The following is a 20782-nucleotide window of genomic DNA, read 5'->3' as shown; positions in this document are numbered from 1 at the left end:
CCACGATCCACGAAGCTTGCGCGAGGCCGTCGCTGGGTTGGGCGCGAATCCGGCAAGCACGACCGAGAGGATTCGCCGCGCGCAGCGGGAGTTGGTATCGAAGGATCTGACAACGCGCGGCTTCGCGCGGCAGCATGTCATGCTGACGTATCAGATGTTGCGCAATGAAGAGTCGAGCGAACGAGTGGAGCCGCTTGTAAGCGCTTAGTGTGCAGGTTGGGGGGTGGCTTATAGGAGCAGGCGCTTGGGCGTTTCATAAGTTCAGCGCGCAATTCGTGAAGCTGCTCCTGCCTGAAGGCGAGATCGACTTTGTCGTTTCCCCGAATTTGACGGACCCTGGATACGATCAATGGACCCTGCTTGATCGCGCGGTAAGAGCGGAGACCGCAGCCGAAATCGTAGTGAAGAAAATGTGGCACCGAGGTGATCGTGCGACTGCGCGTGATCTATTTGATCTGAGCCTCGTGATTGAGCGTGACCCGGCTGCATTGCTGGTGGCTGGGGAAGTTAGAGTAGAAAGATCAGGACAGCGGGAGCGGGTCCAAGTAGCACCAGGCCGAACGAAATATCGAACCTCCGCTGAGCGCTCCAACGGAAAAGGGCTCAGCGAAAGCTGAGCCCTTTTTGTCTTTGGTAGGCCGTACGGGATTCGAACCTGTGACCAACGGATTAAAAGTCCGCTCCAGCCGCACCACACTGCTTACCGTTAGACCACATTAAGCCACATTATCCCTATGAATCAAGGAGTTACGGCGATATGTGGTACGCTGGTCCCCTGTTAATCCACACGTAGAGTGCTTACAACACTGCTTACAACTGCAAACACGGGGGTCGGAATGAAACTGTCTACGAACGCAATAATTGACAAGCTGGCAGTGCCTACAGCCGGTTACGCCGTCTACTGGGACGACGCGCTGAAGGGGTTCGGGGTACGCGTGACAGCCGCAGGGAAGCGCACCTACATTTACCAAGGGCGTCCGAACGGCAAAACGCGGCGCATTACGCTGGGTGAGCATGGGGTGATCAAGCTCGACAAAGCGCGCAGCATGGCAGCGACCGAACGGGTCAGCATGCAGGAGGGTATCGACCCAGCGGAAGAGAAAAGGCAGGCGAAGTTGGCAGCGGAGCAAGCGGCTCAGGCCATCATTGCGAACGAGGTACAGGGTTGGACGCTGCGCGAGATCATGACCAAGTACCTCACGACCAAGCGCACCAAGCACGGTCCGCTGAAAGACCGCAGTAAGAAAGACATCGAGCGGCACATGGACACCAGCTTCGCAACGTGGGCGGACAAGCCGATTCGTAACATAACCACATCCCTATGCTTGGAGCGGTTCAACTACATTACTCAGTTCGGCATCAGCGTTGACGAGAAGAAGCAGCGCCCCGCACCAGCGCAGGCGAATCAGGCGTTCGTGTTGCTGCGTGCGCTGTGCAACTTCGCGTTCATCTTGACCGAGGACGACGACGAACCCTTGCTTCCGATCAATCCGGTCGCACGCATGTTCAAGCGCCAGAAACCGAACAAGGAAGAAGTTCGTACCGGTCGCATACCGAGCGATAAGATCGGTGCGGTGTGGTCAATGCTGCAAAAACGTCGCGTGGACGAGAACCCGGAAACACGCACGAGCGCTGACTATGTGTGTTTGCTGCTGCTCACTGGTTCCCGAGCGACAGAAGGTGCCACGCTCACATGGACCCGCTTCAGCGCCAAAGCTTCGACCTGGACTATTCCGTCTGCCATTGCGAAGAACCACAATGCCGTCACCTTGCCAATGAGCACGGTGCTGTGCGACATAATCGATGCGCGCCCACGCGTGGAGAAGAACAACCATGTGTTCGCGTCGTGGGGCAAGACCGGTCACATAACAGAAGCACGGGCAACCATGGACGCGCTTTCTGCCATTGCCGGTATGCACCTCACACCGCACGACCTGCGCCGCACGTTTGAGGACATCGGGAAAGCATGCGGTGTGGACGCAGACCAGCGCCGACAGCTCTTGAACCATTTGCCCAGCGACGTTCACGGCAAGCATTACGACAACAATCCGGACCCGCGAATCCTGGCACCGGCAGTCGAGCGCATCGCCGCATGGGTCGTTGAACAGAGCAAGTTAGCGGACGCGAAAGCGGCAGGTGAGCACGTGACAGAGCAAGCGGCGTAAATAATCATATGTAGGGCCAAATGAACGGCAAACACCGTTTTAAATGTGCGCTATAGTGTTTGTAGCGTAGTTGCTGGTAGCAGTTCAGTCATCAGCAGGGGCCTGCACGGGGCGCCTCAGTAAAGAAGTTCCGTCGCCATTCAGTCGAGTAGGTAAGCGCAAGCCTCCGCAGCTACGGAGTGAACCGCCGAGATGCTCGGACACCCCCATCAACGGGGCAGGTGACCACAGTTCCTTTAAAGATTCTTGGGAATGTGATCATGACTGCCACAAAGCTACTTACCCCTGCCGAAGCAGCAGCCTTCATGGGCTTCTCCATCCGAGCGCTTGAGTCTTGGCGCATTCGCGGTGAAGGTCCTCCGTTTATCAAGCTCCCGCGTGCTGTCCGCTATAGCGAAGAAGCGCTGCTCGCCTTTTTGGAAGCGTCCACGCGTACCGCTACAAAACAGACCGCTGCACAAGCTAAAGAAGCGACCAAAGTACGGTCAATCCGCCAGCCAGCCTAAGCGCACCCTTTATACGCAAAGGGTTGTCGCGCTATGCGCTCGCGCGGTAAGCCTGTATGTAACTTTTTTTGGATTGCTTTTATGAACGACGAATTGAACGAATCAAAAAAAGAGCCACCGGCAAGGGTGACTCAAATTGGATCGCTTATGAACGTGCCCAGTTTAGCTGGTAGCGCACATGGGCTTAACCTTGATACAGCGATCCCACAGCAGGCGCTACAGGCCGGTGCTGGTAAGTGCAGCACCCCAACAGGCGGCACCGTACCAGCATCGGCAGCAGCCGTGCATCAATCGCCCGCAACCGCTGTAGACGCGCCACTGTGGCCTGACGAAGCAAACCGCAAAAGCGAAATGCTGCTCCGCGCGGTTGAGGCAAACCGCGACGCCGAGAAATACAAATACGACCGCGAATTGGTTAAGCGCGGTCACAGCGTTGGCGAATCCGGGCCACGCGAACTGGTGATGCGCAATCTAAGCGGAGTAGTCATGAAAGCCATAAACTGGCTTTGGACTGGTTGGATACCGCAAGGCTACATCACCATCTTCGCAGGCGAGACAGGCGCAGGAAAGTCCAGCGTGCTGGCTGACATAACGGCAAGGGTTACCACAGGTGCAGCGTGGCCGGGCGAGCCGCCAGAAATGCTCCGCGCTCCCGCGCGTGTGCTTTGGCTTGGTAGCGAGGACGGCATCGAAGAACTTACCGTACCGCGCCTTCTGGCTTGTAACGCAAACCTCGTCAACGTCAGTGAAATCCAAGGCGTAACGCAGCGCGGCCAACGCAACACATTTTCGATGCAGGACGACATTGCAGAAGTATCGAAGGTGTTGAAAACGTCCCGTGACAACGGCGCCCCGTTTGCGATGCTTGTTATTGATCCGATCACCAGCTACCTCCCCGGGCAGAAGTTGCGCAAAGTTGACCTGAATGACGCTGGTCAATTACGCACAGTGTTGGAGCCGTGGCTTGCTATCGCACAGGAACACAGTCTCGCTATCGTCTGCGTGACCCACTTCATGAAAGACGAAAGTCGGAAGATGCTGCATCGGGTGCTAGGGTCCGCGGCATTTGTCCAAACGTGCCGCAGCTTGTGCGCAGTCATTGCTCGTCCCGAAGAGGGCATGTATGCCAAGACGCTGATGCAAGTAAAGGTCAATTTACCTGAACACCCGGGCGGCGCGTGGAAGTTCACCACAGTGAAGGTGGAGGTCGGCAAGGATGCCACGAACGGCAAGGTCATTACGGCAACACGACCGAACTGGGAAGAGCTGGATGAGACGCTCACTCCCGAAGCGGTGGTCGGCGGTGCACGCGGTCCAGTCAGTCAGTACTCCGCTGGGTTCGGGCCGTGGTTGAAGGACTTCTTTCGGGACGTCGCAGGCAACATGCCCAAGAAGGTGGACGACGTTCGGGCAGCGGCAATCGTCAATGGTAAGGCGACAGACCGATGGTGGGCGGATCACAGCCACAAGTATTTGGAGAAGCGGAACATGAGAGGTGTTTGGTACTGCCGACCGAAAAGTGCTGCTAATGAAACTATGTAATGTGGTGGTAGTGGGTAAGGTGGGGAAACTGCGGAAACTATGTAATGTGGGGGCACTTCCCCACCACCCACCACCACACACCCTACATAGTTTCGTTACGTGCGCCCGCGCGTTGTTCCACATTCCATCTATCGTAGAGAGTCCAAATGAGCCATCTTTGGTTGAACATACCCGCTGAGATACGCGCCTTTCCGCAGTGGTGCGTTGGCGCTCCTGTAAATGATGAGAACGGGCCGAAGCGCCCGTTGAAGCTGGACGGCACCAACGCGTCGTCTACGAACCCCAGCCATTGGGCGACGTTCGACAATGCCGCATGCGCTGCATATCGCATGACAAAGCAATCCGGACGTCAGCACCTTATCGGATTCATGCTGACCGCGAATGACCCGTTTGTCGTAATCGACTTGGACAACAAAGTCAAGAATCCAGCGACAGAAGAAGAGCTTTCTCGGTATTCCAAGATCATTCAAATATTCGATAGCTATACTGAATTGAGCGCCAGCGGACGCGGTGCACATGTGGTCATAAAAGGCCCGGTTGGTGCTGGTCACCACAGGGACAAGATCGAAGTGTATTCGCAGCAACGCTTCATGGTGATGACGGGTGACGTTGCCCGATCCTCGCCTGTGCACCAGCGTGACGAACTGCTCACGTCGTTGATCGCACAAATCTCCGCAAAGGACCAGCAAGCAAATCCGAGCGTTCTCGACGACGATCCGATGCCAGACATTGCTGAAGACGGTGCGGTGTATGACGCTGCAAGCGGTGACACGTTGAACGGAGAGAAGTTCCGCGCGTTGTGCACCTTTACCGCATGCGAGGGTGAAGGTGACAAGAAGGTGCACGGGTCATATATCCAGTACGGATACCCATCACAGTCGGAAGCAGACTTAGCTCTCATCTCAATGTTCTGGTTCTGGAGCAAGCGCTTAAACGACGGGCGCGGCAGCGCAACGCAAGTCGTTCGTCTGTTCCAGTGCACCGGGTTAAGCAAGCGCAGCAAGTGCACGGAGTCATACATTCGTCGCACTCTTGCAAAGACAGCAAACTCGCAACTGATTGATTACGCGGAAACGCACTTAGAAGGATTGATTGCGAACGAACTGGCGGCAGCTTTAGCAAGGTTGGCGCAACCCGCGTCCATCGTTGTACCGGGCAATTGAACTCGGGTTGCTGCCGTTGCTGCGCCCTTGCCGCCACCAGCGCAGGGGCAGCGCACTGCAACCGCCCCACGGGCCTGCATTAAAGCTCGGGCATTTAAGCGATAGATTGAAGACCAACGGACTAATAGGACTTTGGTTTTTAAATATAAATGCTTGAATTATTGTATTAAATTAATAGCCGCCATAAGCTGTAAGCCAACACGGTAACTTTCCGGTCAATTAATAAGGAGTATTAACCATGCCTACGCCAATGGAATTCATGGAGCACCTTGCCAACGCTGGCAAGGACCAAGCACCCGTCACATACACGGATGTGCCGGTGAGCTATCACCCGCTCAACATCGACAGTATTGAAGGCGTGGATGAAGAAACCGCGCCGTACGTGAAACCGGCGAAGGAAGCGCTGGCGCTCGCATATGTGACGTTGAACCAATTGAACGAAGCACGCAGAGCGCTCGTAAACGACGAGTCGCTGACCGAGGGCGCGAAGTTGCTGAAGCTCGCGGACTTCGCAGGCAAGCATCAGGAAACGGTCTCGCGCAAGTTCGACGCGGTGCATCAGAACCTGACAGCGGGAATTAATGATCTGGAACGGCAGCTTAACGCGCCTGTGGCCGAGGCAGCGCGAATTAGCCCGTTCGCGCCCGACATTCGCAATCATGTTAAGGCGTTGAGCTTTGACAAGCAACACGAGTGGATCAACGAAATGATCAAAAAGGACGACCGCCAGAGCCTCAATGCCGTGCTGGGTGCACCAGCGTTTCTGTCTGGTCTGACTGACGAGTGGCAGAAGATTCAAGCGAAGCGTTACCACAAGGCCATGAACCCGGGACTGACCACACGGTTGGACGTCATGATCAAGGCGCGGGAAAAAATCGAGACGGTGGGCGCGCAGTTTGTGCACACAGACGTCGAGAAGTCCTTAGGACATAAACATGGCTGGCGCGAAGTGCAACGCCTCCGTGCAGTGAAGGTCACGGCCAACGACCCGTTCAAGTTCTAGACCTAGATTTGGATCAAGCCTAGGGAAGATACGAATATTTTCCCAGTATTTAAATTGAAAAGAGAGGTCCACATGGCAGCACTTCCCACGCAGTACAAGCCCGGTCAAACGGGAAACAAGCGGGGGCGTCCACCGGGCGCTAAGAACCGGTCAACAGAGATCGCGAGGGCGCTTGCGGACCAAGGCTCGGCCATTGCCAAGGTGGTAGTGGATGCAGCGCTGGCGGGTGATATGCAAGCTGCGACGCTGGTCATGTCCCGCTTGTACCCGGCGCTGAAGGCGCGCTCGCAGGTTGTGCAGTTTGATTTGGACACGACCTTGCCGCTGGTTGAGCAGGCGCGGCAAGTTTTACAGAGCGTCGCCAATGGCGTGCTCGACGCTGACACCGGTAAGCAGCTTATCGACACCATCAACTCCTTCGGCAAGCTGCGCGAGATAGACGAGATGTCTGCGCGCGTGATGGAACTCGAACGGTTCTTGTTCGATACCGTTACGGCGGGACACCAAGGCATGGAACGAATCACAATTGAACAGGACACGAAATCATGAAACCTACTTGGACGCTGCCGCGTCACCACATGTGGGAACTAGGTATCGATCTGGACTGGACTAACTATGTACCAGACGCTTGGCGTATCCGCATCGGCTATATCACTGTCTACGTGTTCCGGGAAGCAGGCGAGACGCGAGACGCGGTGCTAGATCGTGCGTTGGTTTGCGTGCAGTACCTGCGCGAGCAGAAGGGCATGGGGCTGCGAAATTTTGACCACACTGCACTCTACGGTGAGGTGATAGACGGCATACACAGATTCAACCGCACGAAATTTCAGCGCGTCTATGGTAAGCACGTGTTCGTGGATCATGCTGAATACCTTTGCAGGGCATATCTGTATGGCCGCAACTATGTGGAAACGGACGAGATAGCAGCGTGGCGCAAGGACGCAGCGGACAACGTGCACCGCGTCGGGTATCCCGTCCTTTGTAAACCTGACCAATCGTTGGCTGAACATACCTTCAGCGACACCGCAGCATTGCGCCGCGCGCAGGTAGACGCACTGCTCACCATCGCTAGCCCGGTCAATACGGCATGCCCGGAGATGCGCAAGGAAGCGTTGCTGCAAGTGGACGCCATGTGTGGTCAACAGGAGGCAGCATGAAGACCCGGAAGTACTTGTTTAAGAAGATCGGTCAGTTGGAGAACAACTTTGACAACGCTACTATCATCACTATGAGCGGTGAAGTGAGAGAGAAGCCCCGGGAAGAGATGATGGCATGGCTTCTTGCTTTAGCGGACCCTGCCGGTAATGCTTCGGATCGGATACGAACTACTGCGATGTTCCTCATTGGTCAGTTCTTGGTCGATGAAGAAGCGGCCAAGCATCCTGAACGTGCGATCGGTGGCGTTATGACGGTTCCTGCCATTGCCAATATCGACGAGTGGGAACGAGCTGCGTCGGCCGATCAACAACGGTTGTTATCACAAGCCGGAGACTACACGGGCCCTTATGTTCCGCCAACCAACACGCCACCGGAACGCTCCACTGGCTTGTCAGAAGCAGAACTTGAAGCCATCGCAGGGACGAACGGTGAGTTGCAGATATTGACCGCCCAGCAGAGACTCAATCGGGACTTAGCTGATGCAGAAACGAGCCGCGTGAGAAAGCAGGAACGGCAGGAGCAAGAGCGGGTGGATCAAGCTCGCGTGGATGCGGAGAACGCACCAGCGCCAAAAGCCAAAGCGAAAGCGAAGCCACCGCGCAAGGTCCAGCAATTCGAAGGGCTTCCCAAGGACATTGTTTAACCACAGGAGCAAGCTATGGCGGCAGGAATTCAATGTTGGGATGCGTCGGGAAACCTAGTGGTGGACTTCACTACTAGGTTGGCGCGAGTTATCGGTTCATTTCGTTGCGACGGAACTAATCAGTCACACCCTGACGGTAGATTAGCCGCAGGAACCCCGTTTTACGCATTCCAACCGGAGAACATTTGGGGTTTTATCAACATGGATGTCAGTCGCCCAATTTTTGCAATCGATAACAACGGCATCTCTTGGTCGTATTCACCGGGCGCAGGTGGCCATAACACAAAGATTAAAGGCACTGTGTTTTACGGCGTGTGGTGATGCCTGCTGGATTCCAACTCGCAGTTCAACTTTATTAGATAGGAATACATATGAAACGACGTCTACTTTCTCGGGCAATGCAAGCGGCGTTGTTCTATGCACGCAAGCAGCGTGCGGAGCGTGCGGCCTTGGCAGAAGCAGCCAAGTAAGCAGCAGTTTATTTTCACCAACCAACAGGAGTTTGTATGAGATACGAAAGCAGCAATTACGAAGATTACGATTCGCACCCGTTTGAGACCGAAGACGACGCAGGGCAGCGCGTGGCGAACGAAGAGGCAAGGATCGAGCGCAAGCAGCGTGACGCGAGTGCGGAGATGGTGCGGGATTACCTTTCCGTTCAGCTTGAGAATAACGCATGGGCTGCCGCCGCCCATGCGCAAGGCATTGGCAGGGAGCCTCAACAGCACATGAGTCCGCTTGACCAAGCGCTGCGTCACCGTCGTCCATCGCGCCGTGACTATCGCTAACACCAATCGCGCAAACGACAAAGCCGCATCCGATGAAGGGTGCGGCTTTTTATTTGACCACAGGCTGCACAGGCCGACGCTGCGTGCGGGTGCCGTGTTGGTAGCGGCAGTGTGGTGAGCGCAGGTTGTGGGGCCGCACGTTGCGCGCACGCTGGCGATCCCAACGTAGGCGGCTACGGTAGGTCAACGATGCGGCAGTACTTGTACAGATTGCTCTTATCAATAAACTTTGCTTTCAAACTTCCTTCTGCCGGGTTGGGAGCCCAAACGCCCCGTACCTCGTCTTGATCTGCAAAAGATGGACCTTTAAGGAACGCTGGGTGGATACCAAGATTCGCACGGTTCCATTCTTCTGTCCGCTCGTTGTACGTCACTGGCCCTGCACCTACGCGCGATACAGTACAAAGGGCGGCGAGGGCGACGCCCAGCTCTCGAAAGAACGCTCCTACGTTCGTTATCTCTACGCATGTGTCCGCACCGTCAATCCGAGACATTGCCTTTCGGCTTTTCTCACGGGACGCGCACCACACGTAACAGTCCGGATGGTCGATTGGCCGGACGATGGATAACCCGCTAAAGGTAGCGCTTGCACCCTCGGCAACTTTGAAGACACCTAGTTGGGCCATCGCGTCGCCGCTCGCGGCACCACCGACAAACGTTTCTGGCTCGTCAAAGCTTGCGCGGATTTCCTTCTTGCCTTCCTCGGGATCGGAGATCCCCGGTCCGTGTTCCAACGATCGGAAGTCATGCAACGTTCCGACGCGTGTGTTACCCACCGTGACCAGCGTATCTGCCCAACGGCGCGAAAGGTACTTGTACATACGGGGTGGCAGCGCCATCGGTGCGCGCGCGATTTGGGGTGTGCTACTTGTGAGACGCGGTTGCCGCGAGAGACCGTTCATCAGATCGCATGCCATCTCGGAGGGAGTTTTGCGCCCATTCTGATTCTTTGTCATTGTTTGCTCAGGACCGGAGGCAGCGAAAAGTTACAACCAAGTTACTTCTGGCTTTTAAAGCAAAAAGCCCAACCGCGAACGGTTAGGCTAAGTGCTTGATTCTACTGCAATATCTTTGGTAGGCCGTACGGGATTCGAACCTGTGACCAACGGATTAAAAGTCCGCTGCTCTACCAGCTGAGCTAACGACCCAAAGAGCCGAAATTATAGTCACATCGACCGTAAGTTGTCAACGGAGTGCGAAAACGCAGCGCATCACGAACCAACAAAACAACCCAAAGAAAAAGCCCGTAGCAACCACGCTACGGGCTTTTTCAACGAGAGGCGCGGAGATCTGCTTCGCTTACTTCACTTGCGACATTTTGCTTTCAGCCGACTGCGCGGCTTCCGTTCCGCCGTACTGCGAGATGACCTGATCCAGCGTCTTTTTCGCAGCGGCTTTTTGACCTTGCTCGATCTGGTTGTTCGCGATTGCGAGCAGCGCGTCGGGCGCTCGCGGATGCGTCGGGAAATTCTTCACCAGATTTTGCCAGGTTGCCGTCGAACTCTTGTAATCGCGCAGAGCATACTGCGCGTTGCCGAGCCAATACTGCGCGGTCGGCTGGTACGGGCTCTGCGGATACTTCGCCACGAACGTCTTGAACGACGCAGCGGCGTTCTTGAAATCGCCGCTTCGGAACTGAGTCGATGCCGCGTTGAACGCTTCAGTCTCGCCAGGCTGCACCGTACCTTGCACGCCATCCACCGTCTGCTGCTGCGGCTCGAACTTTTTCAGCCGGCCGTCGAGGTCGGTGTAATAGTCCTTCTGCTGCTTCTGCAACGTGGTCAACTGGTTGGCCATGTCCTCGTTCTGTCCCCGAAGCGTGGCGACCTGCTGATTCAACTGGTCGAGACGATTCGATTGATCGAGGATCGTGCGCTGAGCGGCGGACAACTGGCTAGCCAGGCTGTCCGTTTTCGTGCGCAAATCGAGCACCGCTTTACGCGCTTCATTGTCATCGAACAATGCCGCATGCGCCGTTCCGCCGACCACAGCCGAACCTAGCAAACAAGCAACTGCGACCGCGCGCAGCGAGGGGAAGCGATACCACATACGGCGACTCACCCGTGACTGGTTACGTTACTGTTGATAAGCGAGGTCAGCGCGGCGATTCTGCGCCCACGACGACTCGTCATGACCGGTAGCCTGCGGCTTTTCTTTGCCCAGGCTCACGGCTTCCATCTGCGTGTCGGCTACACCCAGCAACGACATTGCGCGACGCACCGCTTCAGCACGCTTCTGGCCCAGCGCCAGGTTGTACTCGCTCGTGCCGCGTTCGTCGGTGTTGCCCTGGATCAGCACGTGGCGATCCGGATGGCTCTTCAGATACTGCGCGTGTTGTTGCAGCAGCGGCTGGTAGTCGTCACGAACTGCGTAGCTGTCGAAGTCGAAGTAAATGCTGCGCTTCGCCAGCGGGCTGTTCGGATCGTTCAGCGGGTCGACATTGACCTGTTGAACTGCGTTCGCGTCGGGTTGCGTGCCGATCGCGCCTTTGTTTGCGCCTTCATCCAGCTTAACGCCTGAATGACATGCCGCCAATGCACCGACCATCGCCACTGCAAAGCCGATACGAATTTTAGACATCATGGTTACTCTCCTTGTGTGTTGCTGCTTAAGTTATTGCGTGAGGTTATTGCATGAACGGACCCCAGGACGGCTCGCGTACGCTGCCCCCCTGAAGCGACAAGACTTGCCGCGTACGACCGTCGGTCGACACAGCCGCCAACACGCCACGCCCGTTCACCTGGGTGGCGTAGAGGATGTACTGACCATTCGCCGCAAAACTGGGCGATTCGTCCTGCGTCGTGTCGGTCAGGCCGGTCGCCGTGCCGGACGAGAGGTCCAGCAAATACAGCTTGAAGCCGCCACCAACACGCGAAATGTACGCAATCTGCTTGCCGTCCGGGCTCACTCGCGGGCTTGTATTGTAATTGCCCGAGAATGTGACGCGCTGTGCCGAGCCGGCGCTTTCGCCGTTCGCCGACATCTTGTAAATCTGAGGCGCGCCGCCGCGGTCGCTCGTGAAATAAATCGAATTGCCATCGGGAGAGTAAGCCGGCTCGGTATCGATCGAGCTGCCCTGCGTCAGGCGACGCAAACCGCTACCGTCTGCGTTCACCTGGAAAATCTGCGTGTTGCCGGTAGTCGACAAGGCGACCGCAAGCTTGCGGCCGTCCGGCGACCACGCCGGTGCACTGTTATTGCCTTTCTGGTTCGACACGATCACACGCTTGCCTGTCGGCAGGTCGTGGATATAAACAACCGGTTTTTTCTTTTCGAATGAGACATACGCGACCTTGGTGCCGTCAGGCGACCAGGCCGGCGAGATGATCGGCTCGGGGCTCGACAGCGCGATGCGCGCGTCCTGGCCGTCGGAGTCCGAAATCTGCAACTGGTAACGGCCGCCGGTCTTGATCACGTAAGACAGGCGCGTCGCGAACACACCGCGGTCGCCCAGCAATTTGGCGTAGATGTAGTCGGCGACCTTGTGTGCGCTCATGCGCAAACCACTTTCCGGGCTGACGAGGGACAAGCCGCCCAGGCTTTCCTGCTTGACCGTATCGTAGAGACGGAAGCGCACTTCATACTGGCCGTTTGGCAGGCGATTCACGCTGCCGGACACAAATGCGTCGGCGCCTTTGGCTTTCCAGCTGCCGAGATCGACGGAATCGGTCTCAGACACCGGCGTTGAGCCCGCATCGATATTCGTAAACTTGCCGCTGCGCGCCAAGTCCTGGCGAACAATCGCGCTGATCTGCTGCGGCGAATTCGCTTCGTTGGCAAACGTGGCGGTGGCAATAGGAAACTGGGTCGAACCCACGCCTGTCACGAGCACATTCAACTGCGCCTGAGCGGCGGTACCCGCAGCGATCAGGCAGGATGCAACAAGCGTTTTCAGGCCAAGCTTCGTCATCAAACTCATGTATCTGGTTCCAGAAAAAGCGATTTTTAAACTATCGACGGCTGCAGAACAGACCGCCGGACGCACAATTCGTTCCCGTTAAGGCCCAATGCGCGCTGTCGTTTTACCATGTCCGTTCAACCGCCCGCCGGACGCAATGTGATCGTAAACGACGAAGGCGCCTGGCCGTTGGTGTCTACGGGCATCGGGTCCGAGCGCTGAACTGCGCGCAAGGCGGCCTGATCCCACTGCTCGTTGCTGCTGGAGCGCTGGATGGTTGCCGACAGCAACGTGCCCGTCGGCGAACAGCGCACCGCGACCACCGTCTCGAGTCCGGCCGTTTCCCCCGCCCACACGATATTCGGACGCACCCGGCGCTGCACCTTCTCGGCATATCCCGCCGATGTCGCCGTGCCGCCTGCGCCGCTGCCGGTGCCGCCCTTGGCCAGTCCATTGCCGCTCGATTCCGTGCCGCCGCCAGCCTGTCCCTGCAATTGCGCGAGCCGGGCGCTACGTTCCTTGTCGAGCTTGGCCTTCGCTTGCGCGTCGGCCTGAGCCTTGGCTTTCGCCTTGGCATCCGCCAGAGCCTTGGCCTTGGCATCTTCCTGGGCTTTCGCGTCAGCTTCCTTCTGCTGTTCCGCGGCTTTCGCTGCGTCAGCTTCCTTCTCTTTGGCCTGTTGCGCCTTCTGCTGGTCAAGCTTTTGCTGAGCCAGCAGCTTCTGCTTGTCGGCCTGTTTCTGTTTGTCCTGTATCGCTTTTTGCGCCGCTAAGGCGGCTTGCTGCGCGGCTTGTTGCGCAGCAAGTTGCTGACGCTTGGCCTCCGCTTCCTGCTCGGCCTGTTGCTGCGCACGCTGCTGCTCGGCGAGTTGCGCGGCACGCGCCGCCGCTTCCTGCTGTTTACGTTTCTTTTCCTGCAACGCGATGTCAGCTTCCTCATCCTTCGCCGGCGGCGGCGCAGGCTGCACCTTGAGCGGCGGCGCGGGGGGCGGAACAGGGCGCGGCGTAGGCGCCGACAGATCCGGGATCTCGGTCCACAACTCGGCCTCGGCGCCCGCCGGCGTGTTGTTCTGCCAGTTGACGCCGTGGTACAGCAGGATACCGAGCAGCACATGCATCAGCGCGGCGAGCGCAAACGCCTTCCATGTCCCGCGTTCACGCGGCGGACGGATGGGGCGCGCGCTGGTCCGCGCGCCAGGGTGCCCGCTGGGCTGCCGTTTCATCATTGCGATTTGACTAACAATCCGACCCGTTTGACGCCTCGCGCCTTCATATCGGACATCACGTTCATGACGACTTCATATTTCACTGTCTTGTCGGCGGCAATCACGACGGGCTGATCGGGATGCGATTCCTGCCGGTTCAGCACAAACGAGTTGAGTTCCGTCTTCGTCATGTTTTGCTGTTGCGCTGCGCCGCCGTCTTCCTTGTAGCGCACGTTCATGCTGCCGTCCGCCTTGATATTGACCACGACCGGCGGCGTTTGATCCTGCGGTTGCGCGTTGCCGACCGTTGGCAGGTTGATGATGGAAGGCGAGACGAGCGGCGCGGTCACCATGAAAATGACGAGCAGCACGAGCATCACGTCGATGTAAGGCACGACGTTGATGTCGGACATGGCGCGCCGTGAACTGCCGCGCATGCTGGAACGCATTGGACCTCCGGCCATACTAGACTCCTTAGTGGGCCTGGCGCTGCAGGATATTCGAGAACTCTTCGATAAACGTTTCGAAGCGAATCGCGAGGCGGTCGATATCGTGTGCGTAGCGGTTGTACGCAACCACCGCCGGAATCGCGGCGAACAGGCCGATTGCCGTAGCGACAAGCGCCTCGGCAATACCCGGCGCCACGTTCGCAAGCGTTGCCTGCTGCACGTTAGCGAGGCCGCGGAACGAATTCATGATCCCCCAGACCGTACCAAACAAACCGATATACGGACTGACCGAACCCACCGACGCGAGAAACGCGAGGTTGACCTCGAGCACATCCATTTCACGCTGGAACGCGGCGCGCATGGCGCGGCGGGAACCGTCGAGAATGGCCGCCGGGTCGCTCATGCGGCGCTCCTTGCCTTTCAGGAACTCGCGCATGCCCGATTCGAAGATCCGTTCCAGTGCACCGATGGTGTGACGGTTATTGGCAGCACTCTGATAAAGCGCCTGCAGGTCGCCGCCCGACCAGAAATCGCGCTCGAAGCGCTCGGTCTGAGCACGCGCGCGCCGAATCGCAAACCACTTGCGAATGATGTAAGTCCACGACAACAACGACAGTATCAGCAACAGCGCCATGACGGCCTGCGCCAGCAGGCTTGCATGGATGACGAGAGAAACGATCGACAGGTCTTGTGTAGTGTTCATAAAAGTCCGCTGTTACGTCCCAAAGGGGCGTCCGAGGTGCAACTGGCCGGAAATTGTCAGGCTTTCGACAAACGACTGAAAGCGTGGACAGGTCCTGCCAACTTTTGCTCGGTACTTCTGTGCCTGCAGGCCTTGAGGCACGCAGGCTCGATTCGGTTCAGTTCAGGTCTTGATGGAGCCAAAGGGTCTTTGTCTACATGGGTTTTTCTGAACAAGATGATTTAAACGGTACTGGCGTCGCCATGGTTGACGTATTGCTTGACACAGATGCTTGCGGTCCGCGGCGCAACCCGGTAAGCACCGATGCGGGAATCCCGACCGGGCGGATGGTGCCGAGACTGACCGACGCCACCTTGATGTCGCCGGAAGCCAGCAAGACGCCGTCCCGCCACGCTTCCTGATGAAAATCCACCGACGCGCGGCCGAGACGCTCGATCCGGCTTACCACGTGAATGAGGTCATCAAGGCGTGCGGGCGCCGAATAGTCCAGCGCCGTGCGCTTGACGACGAACAATACGCCGTCCGACTCGGCCAGCGTGCGCTGGTCGATGCCGCACGCGCGCAACCATTCAGTGCGCGCCCGTTCGAAAAACTTCAGGTAGTTCGCGTAGAAGACGATGCCGCCGGCGTCGGTGTCCTCGTAATAGACCCGGAGCGGCCAATCGAAGGTCAAGAGGCCGTTCGCCTGCTGAGGCTCGCTGGTGGACATGTTCATCCGCGCATTTTACCGGAAGCGGCAAAACGTCCGCCGAATCGTGCTTTCAGTTGCGGCTTTCTGGCAACCATCGGCTGGACGCTCTGGCGTAGTCACCGGCCTGGATCAGCCGCGATGCACGGTCAACGGACCGAACGATTGCGCGACCGGCATCATCTCGATGGTGTTGATGTTTACGTGGGCAGGGCGCGTGGCGATCCAGTAGATGGAGTCGGCAATGTCCTCGGCCGTCAGCGGTTGCACGTCCTTATAGACGTTGGCGGCCTTTGTGTCGTCGCCCTTGAAGCGCACGTTCGAGAATTCCGTGCCGCCACACAGGCCGGGTTCGATATCGGTTACGCGCAAGGCCGTGCCGGTCAAATCCGCCCGCAGGTTCAGGCTGAACTGGCGCACGAACGCTTTGGTCGCGCCGTAAACGTTGCCGCCCGGGTAGGGGTAGGACGCTGCGATCGAACTCAGATTGAACACGTGCCCGCGGTTGCGTTCGACCATTCCAGGCAGCAACGCGTGCGTGACCGTGACGAGACCCTTGCAGTTGGTATCGATCATGTTGTTCCAGTCGTCGAGGCTCGCGCGATGCGCCGGTTCCAGGCCGAGCGCCAGGCCGGCATTGTTGACCAGCACGTCGATCTGCGAAAAAGCCTCCGGCAGCGCGGCGACGGCCGACTTGATGGCCGCTTCGTCGCGAACGTCGAGTTCAACGGGCAGCAGCGCGTCGCCGAGTTCTTGCGACAGCGCCAGCAGCCGGTCTTTGCGGCGCGCGGTTGCAATTACGCGATGGCCGCCTTTTACAAACGTGCGGGCGATAGCTGCGCCGAAGCCGGCGGAAGCGCCAGTGACAAATACGATCATGTGCGGATTCCGGTTGTAATGTTGCTCGTCAGGTTACGGAAAGGGGGCTTTCGCGCGGCGCCGGGGCGTGCGCGGCAAAGCCGGACAGCGTACTTCCATTGCTGCGATGCGGCAAGTTGTCAGCGTTTATTGCAATCTGCTCGGGAAGATCGGCTACGCGGCGCAAACACCGCTCCCGCTGCGCAATTTTAGCGCCTGGGCGACGCCCGCACGCAACGGCCGGCCGCACTTTACGGCCTCGTGGCGCTCTGTTTCAGGCGTTTGCCCGCTGTTGCCTATTCTCAAGCAGCCCATTAAACTAGGCCTCTCCAGCCCTGCGTAACTGGCGACAAGGATCCTCGGATCCAAGGTGGATTAACCCACCGGGAAGCGCAGGGTGTCGTTTTGCCGTTCGCCTGGGCAGCTGAGATCCGCACGCGTTCGTTGCGTTGCCGGTGGCTGTCCGTCTCGCGTCAACGGAGCTTCTCTCTTCCGCCTCGCTTGGACCCATCGTGCTTCGCGCCCTTGCGGCGCAGTGCATATGCGCACGCGCGATCCGGTCAACTGGCACCCATTCAACGGAAAACGTATGTTTGATAAAGCCCAAAGCACCATCGCCCAAGTCGATCCGGAATTGTTTGCGGCGATCGAGCAGGAAAACCGGCGGCAGGAAGATCACATCGAGCTGATCGCGTCGGAAAATTACACGAGCCCGGCCGTCATGGCCGCCCAGGGCTCGCAACTCACCAATAAATACGCGGAAGGCTACCCCGGCAAGCGCTATTACGGCGGCTGCGAGTACGTCGATATTGTCGAGCAACTGGCGATCGACCGCGTGAAGCAGTTGTTTGGCGCGGAAGCTGCCAACGTGCAGCCGAATTCCGGCTCGCAAGCCAACCAAGGCGTGTTCTTCGCCATGCTCAAACCGGGCGACACCATCATGGGCATGAGCCTGGCCGAAGGCGGCCACCTCACGCATGGCTCGCCCGTGAACATGTCGGGCAAGTGGTTCAACGTGGTGAGCTATGGCCTGAACGAAGCCGAAGATATCGACTACGACAAGACCGAAGAGCTGGCTAAAACGCACAAGCCGAAGCTGATCGTGGGCGGTGCTTCGGCGTTTGCACTGAAGATCGATTTCGAACGGTTGTCGAAGATCGCCAAGAGCGTCGGCGCGTATTTCATGGTCGACATGGCGCATTACGCCGGCCTGATCGCAGCCGGTGTTTATCCGAATCCGGTGCCGTTCGCGGATTTCGTCACGACCACGACGCACAAGAGCCTGCGTGGCCCGCGCGGCGGCGTGATCCTGATGAAAGCCGAGTACGAGAAGCAGATCAACTCGGCGATTTTCCCGGGCATTCAGGGCGGTCCGCTGATGCACGTGATTGCCGGTAAGGCCGTCGCGTTCAAGGAAGCGTTGTCGCCGGAATTCAAGGCCTATCAGCAACAGGTCGCGGACAACGCGCGCGTGCTGGCCGAAACGCTGGTGAAGCGCGGCTTGCGGATCGTCTCGGGTCGCACCGAGAGCCACGTGATGCTGGTCGACCTGCGCGCCAAGCACATCACCGGCAAGGCAGCGGAAGCCGCACTTGGCAAGGCTCATATCACAGTCAACAAGAACGCCATTCCGAACGATCCGGAAAAGCCGTTCGTCACCAGCGGCGTGCGTCTCGGCTCGCCGGCCATGACCACGCGCGGTTTTGGCGTGGCTGAGGCCGAGCAGGTGGGTAACCTGATTGCCGACGTGCTGGATGCGCCGGAAGACGAAGCGAACCTCGAGCGCGTACGCGCGAAGGTAGCCGCGTTGACCAAGCAGTTCCCGGTCTACGGCTAAGCCATGCGCTGCCCCTTCTGCCGTCACGAGGACACGCAAGTGGCGGATTCGCGCGTGTCGGAAGATGGGGCGGCGATTCGCCGGCGGCGGCGTTGCCCCGCGTGCGATAAGCGTTTCACCACGTATGAGCGGGTGGAACTGGCGTTGCCATCGGTCGTAAAGAAGGACGGCAGCCGCACCGAGTTCGATCGCGCGAAGATTGTGGCGAGCATGCAACTGGCGCTGCGCAAGCGCCCTGTTGCCGCCGACGCTATTGATGCCGCCGTTGCGCGCATCGAATATCAGTTGCTTGGCAGCGGCGAGCGCGAAGTTCGCAGCGACCGTCTGGGCGAGCTTGTGATGAACGAGTTGCGCCAACTCGACACCATTGCCTACGTGCGTTTTGCTTCGGTCTACAAACGCTTTGAAGACGTGTCCGAATTCGAAGACGTGCTCGAGGAATTCCGGCGCGCCGCGCCGCGCAAATCCAGTCCCCGCAAACGCTGAGCGTTTCTGCATTTTCCCGTCTTTTCTCGCTTGAACTTCGTGATCGTTTCGACAGTATGTCGAGGCTTTCGCACGTCCGATACTCGACCGATCGGCTAATGGCGGAGATCGAAAATTCTCTTTAGATTGAGTGCTCGCCTGGCTCGATCGATGAGGGATGCAGATGAATTTACGATGTTTGTCAGGCTTCACGCTGATCGAGCTCGCCGTCGTGCTTGCAGTGATCGCGATCGTGGCGACCTTCTCCACGCCTTCGTTTGTCGTGTGGCATAAACGCGATCAGATCGATGCGCGGGCGCGCACGATGATGTTCACGCTCATGCCGGCGCGCTCGCAAGCGATCGGGCGTGGCGCACGCGTGACCTTGTGCCGGATCGATGCCGCGCGTGCGTGTCTGACGGCGGGCAAGCCCTGCGCAATCACAACTGGTTTCGAGATTGTTGCGGATTTTCGTGGTCCCGTCGAACGGCCGAAAGTGGCCGAAATTCGTCTTTCCCTGGTCAAGCTGCGTGGAGCAAAACATCAGGCCGGCCTCCGAATACCCTACGCCTCGTCAGGAGGACCAAGGCGCATTTTGCAAAACGATTCGGTACCCATCGAGATCCTCGAATGTTCGACCCGATACGTCCCAATAGGGATTGAACGACGTCACGCAAACGAATCCGTTCTCGATAAGGCGCTCACACGTCAACTGCCAAGCGTCTTGGTCCGGAACGTAAAACACCAGCAAATCCTCGGGCGTCGGAGTCGGCGATACCGGGTGTTCGCGACACTGGGTGAACTCGAAGTGATAGTCCATTCCGGAACGTCCGAGCATCACCCCATCAAAGCCCTGGTGATCTTGAAATCGTGCCAGCACGACCAGGTTTAGGGCTACGCAATACATGCTCTCTAGCCGGGGAAGATCGCTGACAGGTCTGGCAATTCTGAGTTGTGCTTGCATCAGGTGGTGTTATCGCGATCGGTGGTTAAAGGCGTCCGAACATCTGACCTGCGAGAATACGTCAACCGAAAATGGTCGACAAATCTCGTCGCCTTGTCGAATGGCCGGTTGTGTTGGCCGGATTCTGCCTGTCGCGGCCGATCGCGTTCGCATCCATGTCAGCCGATGGACCGACTGTCCAAAGCGACTTTGCAGGCCGTTGTCATCCCATTGTATAAGCGCGCACGGCCGCGTGTATGACCCGGACGTGCGCCGTTTCCCTAGTGATATTTACTGGCAGGTTTTCCCGTGATCGGCGTGGAAACCCTTTGCTTTTGCATTTGCCTCAGTCATGTATGCGCCATTCTTCGTCTTGCCGTAGTACTTGTCTCCCGAGCAATGGTAGACCTTGGTGCTTGTGTTGACCCATACCTGCCCGAGGCCGCCGCCGGCTGCCGTCGGTTTGGCGCTGCTGGCGACGGTCGGCGCGACGGCAGAGGCAGCCGCTACGGGAGCGCTGGCAGCGCCCGATGCGCCGTACCAGGTCTTGACGCCTTTATGACCAGCGCACGCGCCCTTCTTTGAAGCGCCCGAATAGAACGTGCCGTCCTTACATAGGCCCGTTGACCCAGCTGGCGCGCTAGCCGGGACCTGCGCGTAGCCAGAAGTTGCAGCGAGCAAGCAGGCCGCCACTGCCATGGAAAGAAAGGGAGTTTTCATTGCTGATCCTGTAGGTGGGAGGCGACGTGGTGTCGGTCAGTGTCATGCGAG

23 protein-coding genes, 1 tRNA gene, 2 pseudogenes and 1 riboswitch are annotated in these 20782 nt (G+C 58.1%); of the genes and pseudogenes, 14 read left to right on the top strand and 12 right to left on the bottom strand.

Features of this window, described 5'->3' with window-relative positions:
* The 11 genes and pseudogenes from EOS_RS46945 to EOS_RS03415 form a co-directional block, all read left to right on the top strand.
* Window positions 1–208: pseudogene (locus EOS_RS46945) on the top strand (glycosyltransferase family 1 protein); the annotation flags it as partial.
* A gap of 67 nt (window positions 209–275) precedes the next feature.
* Complete coding sequence (locus EOS_RS47890) at window positions 276–617, top strand: nucleotidyl transferase AbiEii/AbiGii toxin family protein (RefSeq protein ID WP_407639101.1); 342 nt, start codon at window positions 276–278, stop codon at window positions 615–617.
* A 219-nt stretch (window positions 618–836) separates the two neighbouring features.
* The gene (locus tag EOS_RS03455) at window positions 837–2165 is read left to right on the top strand and encodes a tyrosine-type recombinase/integrase (RefSeq protein WP_047845204.1); all 1329 of its coding nucleotides are present in this window, start codon (window positions 837–839) and stop codon (window positions 2163–2165) included.
* 260 nt (window positions 2166–2425) lie between these two features.
* Entirely contained in the window at window positions 2426–2671 is a 246-nt protein-coding gene (locus tag EOS_RS03450) for a helix-turn-helix transcriptional regulator (RefSeq protein ID WP_047845203.1), read from the top strand.
* 81 nt (window positions 2672–2752) lie between these two features.
* Window positions 2753–4213 (top strand): AAA family ATPase, encoded by a 1461-nt coding sequence (locus EOS_RS03445; RefSeq protein WP_160312465.1) that lies wholly within the window; start codon window positions 2753–2755, stop codon window positions 4211–4213.
* Between the two features lie 146 nt (window positions 4214–4359).
* Window positions 4360–5376, top strand: a complete 1017-nt coding sequence (locus tag EOS_RS03440; protein WP_152693071.1) for a hypothetical protein — start codon at window positions 4360–4362, stop codon at window positions 5374–5376.
* 238 nt (window positions 5377–5614) lie between these two features.
* Window positions 5615–6379 (top strand): hypothetical protein, encoded by a 765-nt coding sequence (locus EOS_RS03435; protein ID WP_152693070.1) that lies wholly within the window; start codon window positions 5615–5617, stop codon window positions 6377–6379.
* Between the two features lie 72 nt (window positions 6380–6451).
* Complete coding sequence (locus EOS_RS03430; protein WP_063779058.1) at window positions 6452–6928, top strand: DUF5681 domain-containing protein; 477 nt, start codon at window positions 6452–6454, stop codon at window positions 6926–6928.
* Complete coding sequence (locus EOS_RS03425; RefSeq protein ID WP_152693069.1) at window positions 6925–7536, top strand: hypothetical protein; 612 nt, start codon at window positions 6925–6927, stop codon at window positions 7534–7536. The genes EOS_RS03430 and EOS_RS03425 overlap by 4 nt, the downstream gene beginning before the upstream one ends.
* Window positions 7533–8180, top strand: a complete 648-nt coding sequence (locus tag EOS_RS03420) for a hypothetical protein (RefSeq protein ID WP_047845198.1) — start codon at window positions 7533–7535, stop codon at window positions 8178–8180. Before EOS_RS03425 ends, EOS_RS03420 begins: the two co-directional genes overlap by 4 nt.
* A 506-nt stretch (window positions 8181–8686) precedes the next feature.
* Window positions 8687–8968, top strand: a complete 282-nt coding sequence (locus tag EOS_RS03415) for a hypothetical protein (protein WP_047845197.1) — start codon at window positions 8687–8689, stop codon at window positions 8966–8968.
* Between the two features lie 173 nt (window positions 8969–9141).
* Here EOS_RS03415 and EOS_RS03410 read toward each other — a convergent pair whose 3' ends face one another.
* From EOS_RS03410 to ydfG, 10 genes are all read right to left on the bottom strand, one after another.
* Window positions 9142–9924, bottom strand: coding sequence for a hypothetical protein (locus EOS_RS03410; RefSeq protein WP_152693068.1), 783 nt, complete (start codon window positions 9922–9924; stop codon window positions 9142–9144).
* Between the two features lie 116 nt (window positions 9925–10040).
* Window positions 10041–10116: transfer RNA gene (locus EOS_RS03405), tRNA-Lys, on the bottom strand.
* A gap of 151 nt (window positions 10117–10267) precedes the next feature.
* Window positions 10268–11017, bottom strand: a complete 750-nt coding sequence (gene ybgF / locus EOS_RS03400; RefSeq protein WP_047845195.1) for a tol-pal system protein YbgF — start codon at window positions 11015–11017, stop codon at window positions 10268–10270.
* Window positions 11018–11044: 27 nt separating this feature from the next.
* Window positions 11045–11551, bottom strand: coding sequence for a peptidoglycan-associated lipoprotein Pal (gene pal / locus EOS_RS03395; RefSeq protein WP_047845194.1), 507 nt, complete (start codon window positions 11549–11551; stop codon window positions 11045–11047).
* Between the two features lie 43 nt (window positions 11552–11594).
* On the bottom strand, window positions 11595–12887 hold the full coding sequence (gene tolB, locus EOS_RS03390; RefSeq protein ID WP_047845193.1) for a Tol-Pal system beta propeller repeat protein TolB: 1293 nt from the start codon (window positions 12885–12887) through the stop codon (window positions 11595–11597).
* Between the two features lie 116 nt (window positions 12888–13003).
* On the bottom strand, window positions 13004–14086 hold the full coding sequence (tolA, locus tag EOS_RS03385; RefSeq protein ID WP_407639102.1) for a cell envelope integrity protein TolA: 1083 nt from the start codon (window positions 14084–14086) through the stop codon (window positions 13004–13006).
* On the bottom strand, window positions 14086–14532 hold the full coding sequence (gene tolR, locus EOS_RS03380; protein WP_047845191.1) for a protein TolR: 447 nt from the start codon (window positions 14530–14532) through the stop codon (window positions 14086–14088). The genes tolA and tolR overlap by 1 nt, the downstream gene beginning before the upstream one ends.
* Window positions 14533–14542: 10 nt before the next feature.
* Complete coding sequence (gene tolQ, locus EOS_RS03375; protein WP_047845190.1) at window positions 14543–15220, bottom strand: protein TolQ; 678 nt, start codon at window positions 15218–15220, stop codon at window positions 14543–14545.
* Window positions 15221–15413: 193 nt separating this feature from the next.
* On the bottom strand, window positions 15414–15929 hold the full coding sequence (gene ybgC / locus EOS_RS03370) for a tol-pal system-associated acyl-CoA thioesterase (protein WP_047845217.1): 516 nt from the start codon (window positions 15927–15929) through the stop codon (window positions 15414–15416).
* 111 nt (window positions 15930–16040) lie between these two features.
* On the bottom strand, window positions 16041–16787 hold the full coding sequence (gene ydfG, locus EOS_RS03365; RefSeq protein ID WP_047845189.1) for a bifunctional NADP-dependent 3-hydroxy acid dehydrogenase/3-hydroxypropionate dehydrogenase YdfG: 747 nt from the start codon (window positions 16785–16787) through the stop codon (window positions 16041–16043).
* Window positions 16788–17095: 308 nt separating this feature from the next.
* Window positions 17096–17195: riboswitch (ZMP/ZTP riboswitch) on the top strand.
* A 160-nt stretch (window positions 17196–17355) separates the two neighbouring features.
* Between ydfG and glyA the strand changes: the two genes are divergently transcribed.
* The 3 genes and pseudogenes from glyA to EOS_RS49130 form a co-directional block, all read left to right on the top strand.
* On the top strand, window positions 17356–18603 hold the full coding sequence (gene glyA / locus EOS_RS03360) for a serine hydroxymethyltransferase (RefSeq protein ID WP_047845216.1): 1248 nt from the start codon (window positions 17356–17358) through the stop codon (window positions 18601–18603).
* Between the two features lie 3 nt (window positions 18604–18606).
* Window positions 18607–19089 (top strand): transcriptional regulator NrdR, encoded by a 483-nt coding sequence (gene nrdR, locus EOS_RS03355; protein ID WP_047845188.1) that lies wholly within the window; start codon window positions 18607–18609, stop codon window positions 19087–19089.
* A 157-nt stretch (window positions 19090–19246) separates the two neighbouring features.
* Window positions 19247–19330: pseudogene (locus tag EOS_RS49130) on the top strand (prepilin-type N-terminal cleavage/methylation domain-containing protein); the annotation flags it as partial.
* Between the two features lie 312 nt (window positions 19331–19642).
* On the opposite strand, the gene EOS_RS48910 reads toward EOS_RS49130, so the two are convergent.
* Window positions 19643–19975: a VOC family protein gene (locus EOS_RS48910; protein ID WP_326972897.1), complete on the bottom strand. Its 333-nt coding sequence runs from the start codon at window positions 19973–19975 to the stop codon at window positions 19643–19645.
* A 327-nt stretch (window positions 19976–20302) separates the two neighbouring features.
* Complete coding sequence (locus EOS_RS03345; RefSeq protein WP_047845187.1) at window positions 20303–20731, bottom strand: DUF3761 domain-containing protein; 429 nt, start codon at window positions 20729–20731, stop codon at window positions 20303–20305.
* Between the last annotated feature and the right edge of the window lie 51 nt (window positions 20732–20782).

It is taken from the genome of Caballeronia mineralivorans PML1(12), from assembly GCF_001028175.1.
Taxonomy (GTDB): domain Bacteria; phylum Pseudomonadota; class Gammaproteobacteria; order Burkholderiales; family Burkholderiaceae; genus Caballeronia; species Caballeronia mineralivorans.
The sequence above is the reverse complement of the archived record's forward strand: the minus strand, read 5'-3'. Positions and strand labels throughout refer to the sequence as shown.